Origin of the sequence: Leuconostoc sp. BM2 (assembly GCF_002095565.1) — a bacterium.
GTDB classification, from domain to species: Bacteria; Bacillota; Bacilli; order Lactobacillales; family Lactobacillaceae; genus Leuconostoc; species Leuconostoc falkenbergense.
Genome location: NZ_MOWQ01000001.1, coordinates 67893 through 84214, shown reverse-complemented (window position 1 = coordinate 84214; position 16322 = coordinate 67893). Strand labels below are relative to the sequence as shown.

Sequence of the window (16322 nt, the reverse complement as noted above, 5' to 3'; positions counted from 1 at the left end):
GGGCGACATGGCGGATAGAGTTGATAGTATTTTGAGAGACTACTTCTCTGGTCGTCTCAAATTAAGAATTAAACAGCGTGAAGAAACGATAAGGTATGACAGTCAAGAAGTTGATGAGAATATCGGTGGCGGTCGTGCGCAGAATAAACACACACGTCCAGCTGATGATATGTTGATACGGATTGATGAAGACAGATGCCTTAACAGTCTTAAAAAGCAAAAGGAAGATGTTGAGCGTTGGATAGCCACGTTTGAGCCTGACAAGCAGAAAGTAGTTGCGTATTATTATGCAAGCAAGTCTGTCACATGGGTAAAGGTAGCGCAGCAGTTTCACATATCCGAAAGAACAGCAATTGCTTGGCGTACAGAAGTCAAACACATATTAGGAGCAGTCCTATAATACTGCGGTTTTTATGCAGTTTTATGCATAAATATAGGGTTATATTGTTAGTATCAGATAATTACAAAGGTTGCTAGATATCCGATTAAAAACTAGCGTATGTCTCGATTGTGACGCCTGACAATCTGGTTATTGCTAATCCATTAAAAGCAAATGTATGGTTAGTCATTAGTCGTTAAATATAAGCTGTACTTATAGATTAGTTCCAAATGACTAGCCAAGACCGTTACACCGAACGGTCGTAAATTACACACGCTTCGGAAAAAGCCACTGTGTATGTGAAAATACGATAGGTTGGAATATCTATCATTATGGCAGGTGGCGGAATAGGTAGACGCTAGACTATAAGATATTGTACTGTCCGGGGTCTGGATAGTTAGCTAGAATCAATATCATGTAAGGTGCAAATCCTTACCCTGTCAATTGGTTAGTGTTTATCCTAAATAAAAGCACAAGCGGTTATTTGCTTATCCTAACTATTTTTGTTAAAAAGCATACTATGATTCAGTTACCACCATAGCGACATAATGTCTCTTTCAATCACGGTAACTCGTGTAAAAAGATTGCAGCTCGTTGCTTTATACTAGTTAGGTGATTTCTGTGGGTGAATGAGACAGCCTTATTCGGGTGCAAGCCCCGACATTCACATTGCGGTACGTCCGCACAACTTAATAGCAGTCGCTTGCCTGCGATTGCGTACATAAAGAGCTGCGGTATAATCCGTAAAAAGATAGAACCAGATTGATTAATTTCAATAAAAACGACTGACGAGTTGGTTTGCATTTAGCGGCTTTGGCAAACAAACAACAGTATATAAATCTACTGGCTTCGGAGATGGTATCGATGGGGTTACTACATAGCAAACAATCGCATTAAGTTCTTTGACGGTTCTCATGTGATTGCGTACATAATTGAGACCATCAAAAATGATGGTTGCAAATAGTTAAACACTGATACATCAACGTTTAAATTGGCTTAAAACTAAACAGGTCGATTTCGACCTGTTTTACATATGTGATATACACGCACCTTAACGGGTGCTTTTTTATTGGAGAAAATTATGAACTTAACACTTGATGAAAAGAAAATACGTAAGGGCAAAGCTGTTGGACTTCCTTATGTTGGTAGCAAGAAGAAAATTAGCAAAAAGATTGTAGAAATAATCAAGCAGAATTTTGGAGCGGATAAGACAGTTTATGATGTGTTTGGTGGTGGTGGTGCAATTACTGCGGAACTGATGATTAACGGCATTGATGTTGTTTATAATGACTTAGATAAAACAATTACTGATATGTTTAACCGTGTTTTAATTCAAGACAGAGAATGGATAAAAACGCTAATTGTTAGTCGTGATGAGTTTATTGAAATTAGAGAAAAAGAAATTAAAACGGTTGATGACGAATTAAAGTTGTTAGTCAATAGTTTTGGCAATAATCGAAAAGACTATTTATACAGTAAAAAGCTAAGCGATATAAAGTATAATCTAGCCGTTGAAATTTTAGAAACAGAAGATGTATTAGTCGGTTATAAAAAAACCACAACGTATCAAAGAGCTGTTAATCTTTACGAAGAGGAACTAGGATTCGTTGATAAACAGGAAAAAAATAGAGTGTTAGAACAATTAGAACGATTACAGCAATTAGAACAATTAGAACGATTACAGCAATTACAACGATTAGCAAAAACAATAAACAAAGACTATAAATATTTCTCAAACGTTAAAAATAGTATTTTATATTTAGACCCACCATACGAAAATACAGAAACCGGTTCATACAAGTCGAAAATTGATTATCAAGAGTTCTACGATTGGGCTTATGAAATGTCAAAAAATAACACTGTATTGTTATCCAGCTATGAAGTTTCAGACGATAGATTTGAATGTGTTTATGAATTTAAAACCGCGAGAAGTGCTTTTTCAGGTGGTAATTCTGGAAAAAGAACAGAAAAGTTGTTTATGGTTAAATTATGAAAATAGATGGCGAGTATGGGCTTGTCGCCAGTGATGATGAGTTAAACATCTACCGCAGGCTAGACAAACAACAAAAATATAACAAGAAACACAAGAAGGCATCTAAACGCAAGTCGAATACAGACAAGCGCAAAGATGCCTTTTATGATGATAGGAAGTGGCGATAATGGGCTACACAAAATGGACTGATGAACATAAGAATAGAGTTATCGAACTAGGTAAGCAAGGTTTGTCATCTAGAAAGATAGCACAACGACTGTTTGATGAATTTGGTGAAAACTTTAGTAGGCGAACGGTATCGCAATATCTTAGCACAGGTTCAACCAATGGACGTGTCAGAACCACACCTAATCAACAACCCAATAATAAAGTCAAAGATGTAAAGCGTGGCACTGAAATCGTCATCAACAAGGACGGCAGCACAACATCATCTACGACAATGCAAATGACTTCCGAGCAGGCTAAAGACCCAGAGTTCGTATTGAGAGCGCATGGCTTTAATCCTAATGATTGGGATATCGTATCAGCACGCAATAACTTCTGGCAGCAGAATAGCCAAGAGAACGGCTTGATTGATTTGTACCAGTCTAAGATTACGGTTAAGCCTAAGTCAGATGATAAATTAACGCCACAAGATATTGCTAAGTTGTTTAAAAAGGATATTATCCCATATAAAGTAAAACAAACATCACACAATGCTCATAATTTAGTCGTACCGCTTCCTGATATGCATTTTGGTATAACAACACTAGAAGATGTTAAAAGTCACTTAGATAAGCTGTTAGGTATCTTAAACAAAGGATACAAAACAATCGTTATAGAACAGCTAGGTGATTTGTTTCATTCTAGTCAAATGTGGTCATCACAAACTATGCGAGGAACTATGTTAGATGAAGTTGATATGGTACAAGCCATTGAAGATGCTAAACAGTTCTTTGATATTTTGGTACCAGCTTGTTTTAATAACAGCACATCTGTTTACATTAAACAAATGGCAGGAAATCATTCAGGCAATATGGAGTACGTTTTCATGGAATATTTGAAAGCTAAATATCCACAAGTTGTGATCAAAAACAATATCAAATATCGTGATGCTTATTTATTAGATAACGTGGGCATTATGATAGCTCATGGTGACTTAGCACCTAAGAACTTGCCTATGTTAATGGCTAATGAGTTTGGTGGTGTCTGGTCGTTATCCCACAGTCGTGAAATCCATAAAGGTCACTTCCACAAGGAAAAGATAGTTGATGAGGGTGGTGTGATTAGCCGACAACTTGGAACAGTTAAGCCCAATGATAAGTACGAGATTATGAACGGTTGGACGTTATCCAAGAAAGAACTATATGCACTTGAATACGATAGCGACAAGTTAGTTGCCGAGTGGCACGTTTAGGAGAATGATATGAATAATTTAACTTAAAATCCTGACGGCTTTTTTATTTTGTACCAGTTTTGAAAGGAGGTGACACAATGACATGAAATTAACGCCAAAGCAGAATAAGTTTGCTGATGAGTATATCAAGACTGGAAACGCAACGCAGTCAGCGATTGAAGCTGGTTATAGTAAGAAAACAGCGCAGGTTATAGGTGCTGAAAACCTATCAAAACCTATGGTTAAAGCATACATAGAAGAGCGCATGGCTGAAATAGCGTCAAAACGCGTTATGAGCTACACAGAAGCCGTTGAACTGCTTACTAGTATAGCTAGAGGTGAAGAGAAAGAAACGGTCGTTGTGGCAACTCCTGTGAGTGTTGAGAAAGTCGAGAAAGAAGCAGATTTAAAGACAAGAATTAGTGCCTTAAAAGAGATACTTAAACGTTATCCAAACAATGACAAACTCATTGAGCAACAGATACGCAAGTTGAGCGCTCAAGCTGATGTGGCACAGATACAAGCTAAGCGCATGGCGTACGGTGAACAAAATAGCAGTGTCAATGTGAATATCGTGTTACCAGAGCAGGAGGACAACAATGGCGAATGATTTAGTGATTGATGTTCCTGAAATGGTTGATAAGGCTTATTACAAGCTGTACACATCAAAGCAGCAATACATTGCATTGAAAGGTGCGCGTGCTAGTGGTAAGTCAGTAGCCACCGCATTCAAGGTTGTGATTGATATATTGCGCTATCCGTATGTTAATTGGTTAGTTGTAAGACAATTCCAGAATACACAGAAAGATAGTACGTTTGCCATCATTAAGTGGGCTGTTCACTACATGGGACTAGATGATTACTTCAAATTCACCGTTAGCCCGCTTGAAATAACTTACAAGCCGACACAACAAAAGGTGTTCTTTCGTTCAATGGACGACCCTTTGAAAATCACATCAATTACAACAACCGTTGGAAAGATATGCCGTAGTTGGTGGGAAGAAGCCTATGAGTTAAAAAGTGATGATTCATTCCAGACTGTGATTGAATCTATGCGTGGTGAGTTGCCTATTGGTGGCTTTTATCAGCATGTTGTTACATTTAACCCATGGAGTGACAGACATTGGTTAAAGCGTGAGTTCTTTGATGCTGAGACAAGACGTAATCACGTCTTATCTTTCACCACAACTTACAAAAATAACCACCATTTGAACGATGACTTTATCGAAGCTATGAAAGAAATGGTGGTGCGCAACCCTAATCGTGCAAAAGTTGCTGTGTTTGGTGACTGGGGTATATCAGAGGGACTTGTGTTTGATGGTTTGTTTGAACAACGAGACTTCACTATGGAAGAGATTGCTAAGTTGCCTAAGTCAATTGGACTAGACTTTGGATTTAAGCACGATCCAACCGCTGGTGAGTTCATGGCAATAGACCAAACAAACAGAGTTGTGTATGTCTATGATGAGTTCTATCAACAAGGAATGCTTACACAGGCGATTGCGCAGGCGTTAGCACAACACAAGGCTTATGGCTTGCCAATCACAGCAGATAGCGCAGAGCAGCGTCTAACAACTGAATTAGCCAGTGTTTACGGTGTACCTAATTTACGCACGGCCGGTAAGGGTAAGGACAGTGTGATTCAAGGCGTGCAGTACATGCAGAGTTATCACTATGTTATCCACCCAAGAGTTAAAGGACTATTAAGTGAGATGAACACTTATGTGTATGACAAAGACAAGCTGGGTAACTGGTTGAACAAACCAAAAGATGAAAACAATCACGGGGTTGACGCCATCCGCTATGCCCTTGAGCCGTTCATGTTCCGGACTTCCGGTCATTACATGAGCTATCAAGAGCGTACACAAGCCGTCAAGAATTTAGGACTATAAAGGAGTTACAATGCAAAAGATTTTTAGTGATAATCAAAAAGCTAATTTAATCTATCAAGACAGCTTGGATAATCTGACGCCACAACGTGTTATGCAGTTTGTTAAACATCATAATCAGTATCAGAGACCACGACTTGAAAGGTTAGACGAGTATTACAAAGGTTTGAATGTTGGTATTTTAGAACAAGAGAGCCGCCGTGTTGATGAAGACAAGGCAGACCACAGAGCTGTACACTCATTTGGTAAATACATTGCTGACTTTCAAACCTCATTTAGCGTTGGTAATGCAATTTCTGTTAAGCATGATGATGACATGAGACTTGATACAGTTGAAGACATCAACAACTTTGATGAGATTAATAGCGATCTATTCTTAGATATGACACGTTTTGGACGTGCCTATGAGTATGTGTACCGAGGACATGATGACATTGAACATAGTGTGGCACTAAGCCCACTAGAAACGTTTATCATCTACTCACTAGATGTTGAGCCGCAACCAATTATGGCGGTGCGCTATCACTTGATTGATACCATTGATGATGATGTTATCTCAAACGAGTATCGTGTTGAGACATGGACTGCCACAGAATACACGAGCTATCAGCCAACCTCAATTAATGGCACACCTGTACAAGATGAAGCAAGTGAACTGTACGTGTTCCCAATGATTGAGTATAAGAACAATAAGTTTAGAATTGGTGACTTTGAAAACGTTATCCCACTAATTGATTTATATGACGCAGCACAATCAGACACAGCCAACTACATGACTGATTTGAATGACGCCATGCTTGTCATCAAGGGTGATATTGATACATTGTTGCAAGGTTCAAGCATGATGAGCGGCATTGACCCAACAGACGAGAGTGCAGCAATGCAGTTAGCGAAAGACAAGATGGAAATGTTGAAGTCCATGAAGTCGGCTAACATGTTGCTGTTAAAGTCGGGCGTATCAATGACAGGACAACAGACGAACGTTGATGCAGGCTATATCCACAAAGAATATGACGTAACTGGTACAGAAGCATACAAGGATAGGCTTGCACATGATATTCATAAGTTCTCACACACACCTGATTTAACAGACGAAAACTTTGCAGGTAATGCCAGTGGTGTTGCCATGAAGTATAAAGTATTGGGAACGATTGAATTAGCAAGTACCAAACGCAAGGCTTTTGAAGTTGGTTTGTACCAACGCTATAACATCATCAAAGCACTAGAAAATCTATCGGCAAGTGGTATGAGTGTAGATCCTAATGAGATTAGCTTTGTGTTTACAGATAACATGCAGGTTGATGACGTTGCAACCATTGCACAAGTAGTTAGTGCAGGCGCTAGAGTGCCACAAGAGTATCTGTATCAGTTTCTACCAAACGTGACTGACCCTAGTGAAATTACTGATTTGTTAGCGCAAGAGCAGGCTGATATGACTTATCAATCACGAAAAAATAATGGTGCTTTGACTGATGAAGAATTAGCAAACGAGGCAACAGATGAGACCGAAACAAACTAATAAATATTGGGAAAAGCGCCTAAAGCAAGAGCAAACGTACATGAATAAGGCGACCAATACTGATGATATTGTCAGACGGTATGATTTAGCCATTGATGATATTACACGTAAGATTGAAGCCGAATATGCAAGACTTGAATTACGTGGCTTTGAACGTAGCATTGTTGAAACTGCTGACATTGCAGCTTATGAACGTGAAGCCAAAGAGTTAGTAGCATACGCTAACAAATTGCGTGATAAGTTAGGCAGAAACGCCTCTAAAACGGACTTTACAGCCGAAGTGAACAGACGAATGAAAATCTATAACGCTACAATGCGTATCAATAGACTGGAATATCTCAAGTCACAGGTTGCACTATCGCTGGTTAAAGCTGGTGTTGATACTGATGTTGACCTACAACAAGAATTATCAGACAAGTATGTCGCCGAAAAGGCACGTCAGGCTGGGATTCTAGCTTCAACAGTCGTACCAATGTCACACACTAAGCTATTTAAGATAGTGGCTGCACAAGTTGAGGGTGCTAACTTTAGTCAAAGAATATGGCAGAACACAGACAGTTTAAAGGCTGAATTAGACGTGTTACTGACTAACAATATCATTCAAGGACAGAACTCTAATGTGATTGCAAGACGTTTGCGAAGTTTGTTAAACGGTCAATACAAAGATAACGCTAGGTATATCACCGAACGACTAGCACGAACAGAGTTTACACGAGTGATAGGACAAGCACAGAAAGACAGCTACCGTGAAAATGATATTGAGTATGTCAAGTGGATGGCTGAATCTGGTGCGTGTCGCTATTGTGTCGCTGCTTCAGAGGGTGGTTTACGAGGTGAAGGCATCTACAAAATAGATCATGAACCAAATTACCCAATGCACCCCTTATGTAAATGCAGTCTCGCCGCCTACTATGAATAGTTTTTAAGTAAAAAATCATAAGATGTAGTATAATTAAACCATATTAAAAGCCCGCCACTGCTGTAACAGTGCGGACTATGGCAACCAATTAGAAAGGAATTGATTACATGGATAATTATAAAGAAGAATGGCGAAAAATTCAAGGCTATGAAGATGACTATGAGGTCAGCAATCTTGGTAGAGTCAGAAGCGTTGATCGTATTTCTCACAGAATAGATAGCGTGGATATGTTTAGGGCTGGTAAGATTCTATCATCTCACGACAATGGCCGCGGATATTTAATAGTTAACTTGTATAAACACAACAAAGGAAAACTACATTATGTTCACAGGTTGGTTGCTCAAGCTTTTATACGTAACAGTAATAGTTTTCCAGTGATTGACCACATAAATAGTGTTCGCGATGATAACAGAGCCATAAACCTTGAATGGGTATCCACAGAAGAAAATAATCGCCGAGCCACCAAACTTAAAATAAGCAATAATAAAAAAGACTCTAAGATAATAATTAAGCCAGTCGGTAAAGGAAAAACCGTTAGGAAATTAGTAAAAGTGACAAGCTTAAAAACGGGTTCCATTACTAAATTCAATAGCATGAGGGCGGCAGAGAGAGCTTTAAAACTTTCTAATGGTGTGGTGAGCCAAGGTATCAAGCATAATTGGCATTATGGTGGTTATAAATTTGAATTAATTTAATATGAATAACTTGAACACTGACGAAAGTTGGTGTTTTTATTTTGTCCTAAGCATGACATTAAAAGGCTGTTAAATAGCGTGTATGGGTTGTTAGCGTGTCGTGTGTGGGTTTAATCGTGCATGGGGCAATATAAGCGCTAATCAACGTGTATGGACTAATACAAAGGAGAAATTATCATGACAGAACCAGAACCAAAAGAGCCACTTGAACCAAAACAACCGGAACCAGAAGAGACTAAGACATTAACGCAGAGTGAACTTGACAGTTTGATGGATAAGCACACTGCAAAAGTCTTGGAAAAACAAAAGGCTGACTTTGAAAAACAGTTGGCTGAAGCAATTCAACAAGGCAAGACAGAGGGTGAGAAGTTGGCTACAATGTCCGCTAAAGAAAAGGCGGAAGAAGAGGCAAAGCAACGCCTTGCAGAACTTGAAGCACGTGAAAAAGAATTAAACCAGCGTGAATTAACTGTCAACGTATCAAGCCTGTTGAAAGAGCGTGAATTGCCTACTGATTTAGCTGAATCGTTGGTTAAGCTTGGCAATGCTGATGAAATCTCAACCGTTGTTGACAGCTTACAACAAGCAATTCAACAAGGTATCAACGATGGTGTTAAAGACCGTCTACGTCAAGACCCACCAAAGAATGACGCAACAAAAATCAATGGTGATATTGGCAAGGTGGAATTTAACGCTATGACCGCAGCAGAACGTGTTGCTTTTGCGAAGAGCAACCCAGAACAATTTAAACAGATTACAGGAGAATAAATAAATGTCTACATTAACAAAAATAGCAGATTTGGTAAATCCAGAAGTATTGGCACCAATCGTGTCATACGAATTTAAGAACGCAATGCGATTCACACCGTTGGCAAGTGTTGACTCAACACTGCAAGGACGTTCAGGTGACACATTGAAGTTCCCAGCATTCACTTACATTGGTGACGCAAAAGACGTTGCAGAAGGTGAAGCAATTCCATTGGATAAGCTTGGTACAACGACTACGAGCGTTAAGATCAAGAAAGCTGCCAAAGGTACAGAAATTACAGATGAAGCAGTATTGTCTGGATATGGTGACCCTGTTGGCGAATCTACAAAACAATTAGGCTTGGCAATCGCTAACAAGGTTGATAATGACATCTTGGCTGCTGCATTGACAGCTTCACAAACAGTTAAGTTTTTTGCAACATCAGACGGTGTTCAATTAGCGTTGACACTATTTGCAAAAAATAGCGATCAAGACGATTCACCTGTTGTAGCTTTGTTTAACCCAGCAGATGCAGCAGCATTGCGCAAGGCAGCACGTGCAGAGGGTACAGGTTCAGACGTTTCACAAAATGCTTTGGTAAATGGCACTAAGTTTGCAGTGCTTGGCGTGCAAATCATCGAATCTAACAAGGTTACAGCAGGACAAGCTATCTACATTAAGGTAAACCCAAGTGTTCCAGCTTTGAAATTGGTTTTGAAGCGCGCGGCAGAAGTGGAAAACCAACGCAACGCCATCAACAAGACTACTGTGTTGACTGCCGATGAACATTACACAGCTTACTTGTACGACCCAACAAAGGTTGTTGTAGCAAAAGGCTGAGGCTAATGGTATTACATTAAGTCAAAAGACAGCAACAATTAAAGTTGGTGCAAATAAGCAAGGGGCGGCTATTAAGGAGGTGATGATTTGGAACTTAGCGATTTAAAAACTATGCTACAAATCAAAGATAATAAGCGTGATGATATTCTCAATCTTATTATCAAAAACACAACGCAAGCATTGTCATTTAAATTAGGTTTAAAGGATAGTGTCCCTATCCCTGATGTCTTAGACTATATCGCACTTGAAGTGTCTGTAAAGCGCTACAATCGGCTTGCTAACGAGGGTATGAGTTCATATACCCAAGAGGGACAAAGCATTACATTTAGCGCAAATGATTTCGATGAATTTGCAAACGATATTGATGCTTGGAAAGATGAAAACGGCGTGAAAGATAACAATTCAGGTCGTTTTTTGTTTTTGTAGGTGGTGGCATGAGATTTCCAGACAATATTCAGTTTTATTCAAACGTTAAAGAACACTATGACCCAAAGGTTGGTGATTATGTAGGCGGTCCTGAATTAGTTGGTGAGGCAATAGCTAATGTTACTGAAACAGGCACAGAAACCAGCGTACAAGACTTCGGCGACATCACCACCAAGAACCTTGTTATACGGCTTGTAAATGACGTTGACTATAAATGGGCGTACCTCACTGTAAACGGCTTAGCACAGAAGTATAAGCCTATTACAACGAGGAAACCATTGAAGAATAACACGCTGATTGTAGGTGAGATGAATGAGTAAAGAACCGAAACAAGTAAACTATCATTTTAATGGTTTGAAAGAACTACAAAAGGCGTTAGTTGAAAGAGCAGACTTGACGGAAGTTTCAAAAGTCGTTAAAAAGCATACAACCAGAGCGCAACAATCGGCAATGGAAAAAGCGCCAACAACTTATACAAAGGTTTACAAGACCGGTAAATTGAAGGGCAAAAAAATATCAACTGGCGAAACCAAGAAAAGCATTGGCGTTCAATTTAAAAACGGTGGTTTGACTGGAATTGTGGGTATGGGTAAGGATTATAATCCTTACACTGAAAAGGGTACTCGTTTCATGGCGGCTGAACCGTTGCTTGATCCAGTATTCCGAAAAGAGAAGACGGTATTTAAGTCAGATTTGGAGAAGTTGCTCAAATGATTAGTCCACAAAAAATACTGTTCGATACTTACTACGACTTGTTACAGAGTGACGGCTACAATGTCTATGATTATTTACCACTTGAAGATGAACCGGTTGATTATCCAATTGTGGTGATTGGTAACACACAACAAACCAGTGCAACAACTAAGTATTCACGCAATGACCATGTGTTCTTAACAATCGACGTATGGGGCAGTAAGAAACAACGCAAAAAAGTTAGTGAAATAGCTGATTACATTTACAATCTGGCGATTGGATATATTAAAACAGACAGCTACACGTTTTATGGGCAAGCAAACCAGCAAAGCATGCAGATGTCTATTGATACATCAGTGCCAAATACAACGTATCAGCGCGCTAACATACAACTAGAATTTACAGTAGATTAAAGGAGATTATTTAATGACATTATCAACATTAAAAGGTGTCAACGCAGTAGCGTTCGCACGCAAATTGAGTGACGCTGCAAAAAAACCAGCCGACCTTATCCCATGGCAAACATCATTGTCATTTGACCCATCACGAGACAGTGACTCAACTGTGACAAAAGATGGCAACGTTAATACACAAGCAAGTGTTACAACAGACCTTGAAATCGAGTTTATTAACAACACATCAGCGATTGCTGACGCATTCTATGACAGTTTGCTAGATGGCGACAAGATGGAATTTTGGATCGTACACAAAGACCGCAAGAGTGCAGATGGCAAGTATTTCTCATGGTATGTACAAGCAGATGTATCAGAAGACAGCAACGACAACGATGCTGATGATAACTCAACTCGTGATGTTACGTTCTCTGTTGACGGCACACCAAAGCGTGGCTGGACTACACTAACATCCCAACAGGCAAGTGACGTTGACTATGTATTCCGCGGCTTGGATAAAGTTGCAGGTTCCGGTATTAGAGAAACCAATGGCGGTAAAGCTTGGGCTAAAGAGACTGACGGTGGCGTGAATGGCGTTGCGCAAGTTACGTCAACTGCAGTGTAGCAGCCGTAGGACATTGATTAAATAACACAAGGACAGAGACGATTGAAGTGAGACGATAAAAGGAGAAATCATGCAAGTTAAAATCAACAATAAAGAAGTAGAATTGAAGTTCGGTGTGAAGTTTGTTCGTGAATTGGATAAGGTGGCAGGTCTGGACGTGAACGGTGCTTCATTTGGTATGGGACTTACAAAGTCTATCCCGGCGCTTAACACAGCAGACCCAGCCGTATTGGCAGATGTTATTTATTCAGCTGCTTCAACCAACAAAGCATTCCGTCCATCACAAGATGATGTCGATAACTTTATTGATGACTATGATGGCGACCTTGAAAAGCTGTTTGATGATGTAACTAAAGAAATGTCAGCAGCCAATGCAATTAAGGTGGCTTTAAAAAACGCACAAGCCTAGATGATGAGGACATAGGAGAATACAAAACTAGTGAGCAAACATATCATGAAATTGTATTGAACAGTCTTACTCGTCTAGGCTTTTCTGTGTATCAAATGTATGAAATTGAGACTATGACGTTGCCTGATTATCAATTAGCTATGGAAGCATACGCTATTAAACAGGCTTTGAGACGTGAAGATATAGCTTTACACGCTTGGTATAACCAGACTGTGCAAGCTACAAAAGGGAGCGATAAGCACCCTAAGCCACGTTATCAAAAGTTTAGTGATTTCTACAATACAGCAGAACAAGAAGATGAAATACGTGCAAGTTTTGAGAGTAATTACACTTCCGAATTGACACGCAAACGAGAAGAAGAGGCGCTTATTCAACAGCGTTTCGCAAAGCTTCAAGAGTTAAAACAAAAGAGGAAAGGAGGACAATAAATGGAAAGTTATTCAGTACAAGCTGTGTTATCTGCGGTTGATAAGAATTTGAGTTCAACATTTGGTGATGCAGCACAGGCTGCGTCTGGTTTTGAAAGCAAATCCACACAATCGTTGGCAAATGTTGGTAAATTCATGGCTGTTGCTGGCGCAGGGGTTACCGCAATTGGAATAAAGAGCGTCAAGAGCTTTGGAGACTTCCAATCTTCCTTGAACAAAGCGGCTGTTATTGCAGGTGGTACATCGAAAGACATTCAAGGATTAGCTGATGTAGCCAACCATATGGGAGCTGTATTGCCTTTGAGCGCTAAAGACGCAGCAGATGCAATGGTTGCAATGGCTCGTGATGGTGCTTCGATTAGCACAATTAAGAAAGAGTTTCCGGCTATTGCAGAAGCCGCCACGGCCGCTGGTGCCGATTTACAAACGACAGCAAGCGTTGTACAGCAGTCTATGAACATTTGGGGCGATTCGCTGAAAAGCCCTCAAAGAGCAGCTGCCATTTTGACACAAACTGCTAACTTGTCAAATGCTTCGATTGAAGACATGCAACAGGCGTTGGCTACTATTGGCGGTACTGCTTCAAACGCTGGTATTGACATGGCAACAACGTCAACGGCTATTGGATTGCTTACTAACAAAGGATTTAGTGCGGCACAGGCGTCACAAGACCTTAACCACGCTTTGTTGCTTATGCAAGCACCATCTAAGATGGGTAAGGCTGTCATGGAAGATTTGGGCGTTTCGATGACTGACGCACAAGGAAACATGAAACCTCTACCAACTATTTTGAATGAATTATCTGATTCAATGTCAAATATGACTTCATCAGAAAAAGCTGCTGCACTTAAAACAATGTTTGGAACATCTGGAATGGCTGCTATTTTGCCATTGATGAAGTCTGTTAAAGACACAACAGGAAACGCCACAACAAGTTGGAGTGCATTTACAGACCAGATGAATAAAGCGTCATCAAGCACGCAAACAGCAACAAAGTTTTTGCAACAACAGGCCAGTGAAATGCAAAAAAACCTAGGTTCTAAGATAGAACAGGTTGGTGGTAACTGGGAATCTTTGAGTAATAAAGCTGCGGCTGGCAGCGCTGGGGTTACCGGTGGTTTTCTAGATATGACAAATGGTGCATTAGATTGGGCCGCTAACAGTAAAAGTCCATTTGCTGACTTTACACGACAAATGGTAGGTTTAGCACCTGTTATAGGACCTGCTACAACAGCTACTGGCGCATTCTTAACTAGTGCTGGGAGAATTGGTAGCGTTATTAAAGGGAGCGGTAAGGCTATATTAGGTGTCGGTAAATCGATTGTTAGTTATGTAGCAAAGCTTATGGGAATAGCAACCGGAAACACAACCGTAGCAGCGACAAGCGCTCCAGCTGCCGCAGGAACCAAAGCGGTTGGTAAAGGTGCACAAGCTAGTGCAAAAAGTATGTTAGCGCTTGGCACAGCTATTTTAGAAATGGGAGCAGGAATTGCATTAGCTACCGGAGGAATTGCTTTATTAGTCCTGTCTATCACTAAGTTAGCTAAAACCGGAATGTCTGGTATTGCTGCACTAACTGCCGTAACCGTCGCCGTGTCTGCATTAGTTGCTGTATTTGCTATAGCCGGTCCAGCATTGACTGCTGGAGCTGTTGGTATAGGTGTGTTTGGAGCAGCGGTATTAGGCATAGGAGTTGGTATTGGAGCTGCTACAACTGGAATTTCTTTGATGATTGACGCTTTTGTTGAACTGACATCAGTGTCCGGTAAAATTGTTCCAACATTTAAGCAGATTGGACTAGGAATAGTAGTCATGGTTAAAACTGTTTTAACTAATATTCCGATTATGGCTGCTATGTTTGCTACTGGTATGCTTGCTATTGTTGGATCAGTTACTAATGCCATACCGAAAGTTTTGACAATGTTTCTGCAGATGATAACCGGTGTATTGGCAGCTTTAACGACTAATATTCCAATTATTGTTTCACAATTTACAGATATGATTTTATCTGTATTTTCTGCAATTAGCGATAACGCTCCAAGAATAGTAGCTGGATTTGCTGCAATGCTCGGGCAGTTAGGAGAATCAATAATTGAAATAACGCCTTATGTATTTCAGTTAGCAGGAGCATTAATGGCCGGAATGATTGCGGTCGTTGCTTCGTTTTCAAAAAAATTCCAAGCAATCGGAGGTGTTGTTCTTAAGTCTTTGATAGCCGGAATTACCGGAAAAAAGTATGACGCTATGGCTGCGGCGACTGATATTCTTAATTCATCTGGGAAAAGTGCATCTCAAGCCGGAATGGCTGCATTTAATAATGCTGGTGGTCAATCTGCAGTTAGTGCACTGAATGCAATAAGCAGACAAAAAGGTGGGGCTAACAGTGCTGGAGCAAGTTTGGGTCGGTCTGCTGCTGATGGTATTTGTTCTCAATCTGGTAACGCAAGTAGCGCTGGTAGTTCTGTTGCTAATGCAACCAAGAGCGGAGTGCAGGGAATCAGTCTTTGGAACGCCGGTTCTTCAATTATTAGTAGTTTTTTGAGCGGATTGATGTCCGGCTGGGGCCCTGTGACAAGTTTCGTTGGAAGTATTGCTGGCTGGATTGCAAGACATAAGGGGCCTATTCAATACGACCGTAAGTTACTTATACCAGCTGGTAACGCAATCATGACTGGTTTGAACGCTGGACTGGTTGATAACTTCAAGACAGTACAGAAAAACGTCAGTGGCATGGCTGGAAGTATTTTAGACGCTGCAACAAGCGTTGGTAATTTAGCAACAAATGCCATTGGCGACCCAATTAACGCTTTGAACAATAATATTGGTGGTTCGTACTCAAGCGTGATGACATTAGATCATACAAGTAAGACACAACCAGCTAATATCACAATCGGATTTGATAAACATGGTTACACTGCTTATGTTGATGACATTAACAATCAACAAGGCAAAACGGCGCTATTAAAAAGAAATAATAGTGTTCAACTATAAC

Annotated in this window: 19 protein-coding genes; all 19 read left to right on the top strand. The window is 40.2% G+C overall.

All coding sequences use genetic code 11. The features are described 5' to 3' along the window. Positions 1-7 precede the first annotated feature (7 nt). The 19 genes from BMG01_RS00430 to BMG01_RS00345 all read left to right on the top strand — a co-directional run bounded on the left by BMG01_RS00430 (position 8) and on the right by BMG01_RS00345 (position 16321). Complete coding sequence (locus BMG01_RS00430; RefSeq protein WP_084013391.1) at positions 8-400, top strand: DUF722 domain-containing protein; 393 nt, start codon at positions 8-10, stop codon at positions 398-400. Between the two features lie 1060 nt (positions 401-1460). Next, the gene (locus BMG01_RS00425) at positions 1461-2372 is read left to right on the top strand and encodes a DNA adenine methylase (RefSeq protein ID WP_084013390.1); all 912 of its coding nucleotides are present in this window, start codon (positions 1461-1463) and stop codon (positions 2370-2372) included. Continuing rightward, complete coding sequence (locus tag BMG01_RS11250; RefSeq protein ID WP_188349638.1) at positions 2369-2539, top strand: hypothetical protein; 171 nt, start codon at positions 2369-2371, stop codon at positions 2537-2539. The genes BMG01_RS00425 and BMG01_RS11250 overlap by 4 nt, the downstream gene beginning before the upstream one ends. Further along, on the top strand, positions 2539-3768 hold the full coding sequence (locus BMG01_RS00420; RefSeq protein WP_084013389.1) for a helix-turn-helix domain-containing protein: 1230 nt from the start codon (positions 2539-2541) through the stop codon (positions 3766-3768). The genes BMG01_RS11250 and BMG01_RS00420 overlap by 1 nt, the downstream gene beginning before the upstream one ends. An 82-nt stretch (positions 3769-3850) precedes the next feature. Continuing rightward, a complete protein-coding gene (locus BMG01_RS00415) occupies positions 3851-4357 on the top strand; it encodes a terminase small subunit (protein ID WP_084013388.1) in 507 nt (168 codons plus the stop codon). Further along, positions 4347-5639, top strand: coding sequence for a PBSX family phage terminase large subunit (locus tag BMG01_RS00410; RefSeq protein WP_084013387.1), 1293 nt, complete (start codon positions 4347-4349; stop codon positions 5637-5639). Before BMG01_RS00415 ends, BMG01_RS00410 begins: the two co-directional genes overlap by 11 nt. 10 nt (positions 5640-5649) lie before the next feature. Next, on the top strand, positions 5650-7155 hold the full coding sequence (locus BMG01_RS00405; RefSeq protein ID WP_084013386.1) for a phage portal protein: 1506 nt from the start codon (positions 5650-5652) through the stop codon (positions 7153-7155). Next, positions 7136-8074, top strand: a complete 939-nt coding sequence (locus BMG01_RS00400) for a minor capsid protein (RefSeq protein WP_084013385.1) — start codon at positions 7136-7138, stop codon at positions 8072-8074. Before BMG01_RS00405 ends, BMG01_RS00400 begins: the two co-directional genes overlap by 20 nt. A gap of 107 nt (positions 8075-8181) precedes the next feature. Then, a complete protein-coding gene (locus BMG01_RS00395) occupies positions 8182-8769 on the top strand; it encodes an NUMOD4 domain-containing protein (RefSeq protein ID WP_084013384.1) in 588 nt (195 codons plus the stop codon). 177 nt (positions 8770-8946) lie between these two features. Beyond that, the gene (locus BMG01_RS00390) at positions 8947-9537 is read left to right on the top strand and encodes a DUF4355 domain-containing protein (protein WP_004912483.1); all 591 of its coding nucleotides are present in this window, start codon (positions 8947-8949) and stop codon (positions 9535-9537) included. 4 nt (positions 9538-9541) lie between these two features. After that, entirely contained in the window at positions 9542-10357 is an 816-nt protein-coding gene (locus BMG01_RS00385) for a N4-gp56 family major capsid protein (protein WP_004912486.1), read from the top strand. Positions 10358-10444: 87 nt separating this feature from the next. After that, complete coding sequence (locus BMG01_RS00380) at positions 10445-10783, top strand: phage head-tail connector protein (RefSeq protein ID WP_004912489.1); 339 nt, start codon at positions 10445-10447, stop codon at positions 10781-10783. 8 nt (positions 10784-10791) lie between these two features. Beyond that, positions 10792-11103: a hypothetical protein gene (locus tag BMG01_RS00375; RefSeq protein ID WP_004912493.1), complete on the top strand. Its 312-nt coding sequence runs from the start codon at positions 10792-10794 to the stop codon at positions 11101-11103. Further along, complete coding sequence (locus tag BMG01_RS00370) at positions 11096-11497, top strand: HK97-gp10 family putative phage morphogenesis protein (protein WP_004912495.1); 402 nt, start codon at positions 11096-11098, stop codon at positions 11495-11497. The genes BMG01_RS00375 and BMG01_RS00370 overlap by 8 nt, the downstream gene beginning before the upstream one ends. Beyond that, a complete protein-coding gene (locus BMG01_RS00365) occupies positions 11494-11889 on the top strand; it encodes a DUF3168 domain-containing protein (RefSeq protein ID WP_004912499.1) in 396 nt (131 codons plus the stop codon). The genes BMG01_RS00370 and BMG01_RS00365 overlap by 4 nt, the downstream gene beginning before the upstream one ends. Before the next feature lie 13 nt (positions 11890-11902). After that, a complete protein-coding gene (locus tag BMG01_RS00360; protein WP_004912501.1) occupies positions 11903-12493 on the top strand; it encodes a phage major tail protein, TP901-1 family in 591 nt (196 codons plus the stop codon). Positions 12494-12563: 70 nt separating this feature from the next. Continuing rightward, positions 12564-12902: a tail assembly chaperone gene (locus tag BMG01_RS00355; protein WP_004912507.1), complete on the top strand. Its 339-nt coding sequence runs from the start codon at positions 12564-12566 to the stop codon at positions 12900-12902. Between the two features lie 95 nt (positions 12903-12997). Then, positions 12998-13330 (top strand): hypothetical protein, encoded by a 333-nt coding sequence (locus tag BMG01_RS00350; RefSeq protein ID WP_233127260.1) that lies wholly within the window; start codon positions 12998-13000, stop codon positions 13328-13330. After that, on the top strand, positions 13331-16321 hold the full coding sequence (locus BMG01_RS00345; RefSeq protein WP_004912514.1) for a phage tail tape measure protein: 2991 nt from the start codon (positions 13331-13333) through the stop codon (positions 16319-16321). It abuts the gene before it with no gap. Position 16322: the final 1 nt, after the last annotated feature.

Coding starts and splice junctions, on each gene's coding strand:
- BMG01_RS00360 (WP_004912501.1), top strand. CDS start 11,903: ATGACATTATCAACATTAAAAGGTGTCAACGCAGTAGCGTTCGCACGC.
- BMG01_RS00370 (WP_004912495.1), top strand. CDS start 11,096: ATGAGTAAAGAACCGAAACAAGTAAACTATCATTTTAATGGTTTGAAA.
- BMG01_RS00425 (WP_084013390.1), top strand. CDS start 1,461: ATGAACTTAACACTTGATGAAAAGAAAATACGTAAGGGCAAAGCTGTT.
- BMG01_RS00390 (WP_004912483.1), top strand. CDS start 8,947: ATGACAGAACCAGAACCAAAAGAGCCACTTGAACCAAAACAACCGGAA.
- BMG01_RS00420 (WP_084013389.1), top strand. CDS start 2,539: ATGGGCTACACAAAATGGACTGATGAACATAAGAATAGAGTTATCGAA.
- BMG01_RS00375 (WP_004912493.1), top strand. CDS start 10,792: ATGAGATTTCCAGACAATATTCAGTTTTATTCAAACGTTAAAGAACAC.
- BMG01_RS11250 (WP_188349638.1), top strand. CDS start 2,369: ATGAAAATAGATGGCGAGTATGGGCTTGTCGCCAGTGATGATGAGTTA.
- BMG01_RS00395 (WP_084013384.1), top strand. CDS start 8,182: ATGGATAATTATAAAGAAGAATGGCGAAAAATTCAAGGCTATGAAGAT.
- BMG01_RS00415 (WP_084013388.1), top strand. CDS start 3,851: ATGAAATTAACGCCAAAGCAGAATAAGTTTGCTGATGAGTATATCAAG.
- BMG01_RS00365 (WP_004912499.1), top strand. CDS start 11,494: ATGATTAGTCCACAAAAAATACTGTTCGATACTTACTACGACTTGTTA.
- BMG01_RS00410 (WP_084013387.1), top strand. CDS start 4,347: ATGGCGAATGATTTAGTGATTGATGTTCCTGAAATGGTTGATAAGGCT.
- BMG01_RS00405 (WP_084013386.1), top strand. CDS start 5,650: ATGCAAAAGATTTTTAGTGATAATCAAAAAGCTAATTTAATCTATCAA.
- BMG01_RS00385 (WP_004912486.1), top strand. CDS start 9,542: ATGTCTACATTAACAAAAATAGCAGATTTGGTAAATCCAGAAGTATTG.
- BMG01_RS00350 (WP_233127260.1), top strand. CDS start 12,998: ATGTATGAAATTGAGACTATGACGTTGCCTGATTATCAATTAGCTATG.
- BMG01_RS00400 (WP_084013385.1), top strand. CDS start 7,136: ATGAGACCGAAACAAACTAATAAATATTGGGAAAAGCGCCTAAAGCAA.
- BMG01_RS00430 (WP_084013391.1), top strand. CDS start 8: ATGGCGGATAGAGTTGATAGTATTTTGAGAGACTACTTCTCTGGTCGT.
- BMG01_RS00345 (WP_004912514.1), top strand. CDS start 13,331: ATGGAAAGTTATTCAGTACAAGCTGTGTTATCTGCGGTTGATAAGAAT.
- BMG01_RS00355 (WP_004912507.1), top strand. CDS start 12,564: ATGCAAGTTAAAATCAACAATAAAGAAGTAGAATTGAAGTTCGGTGTG.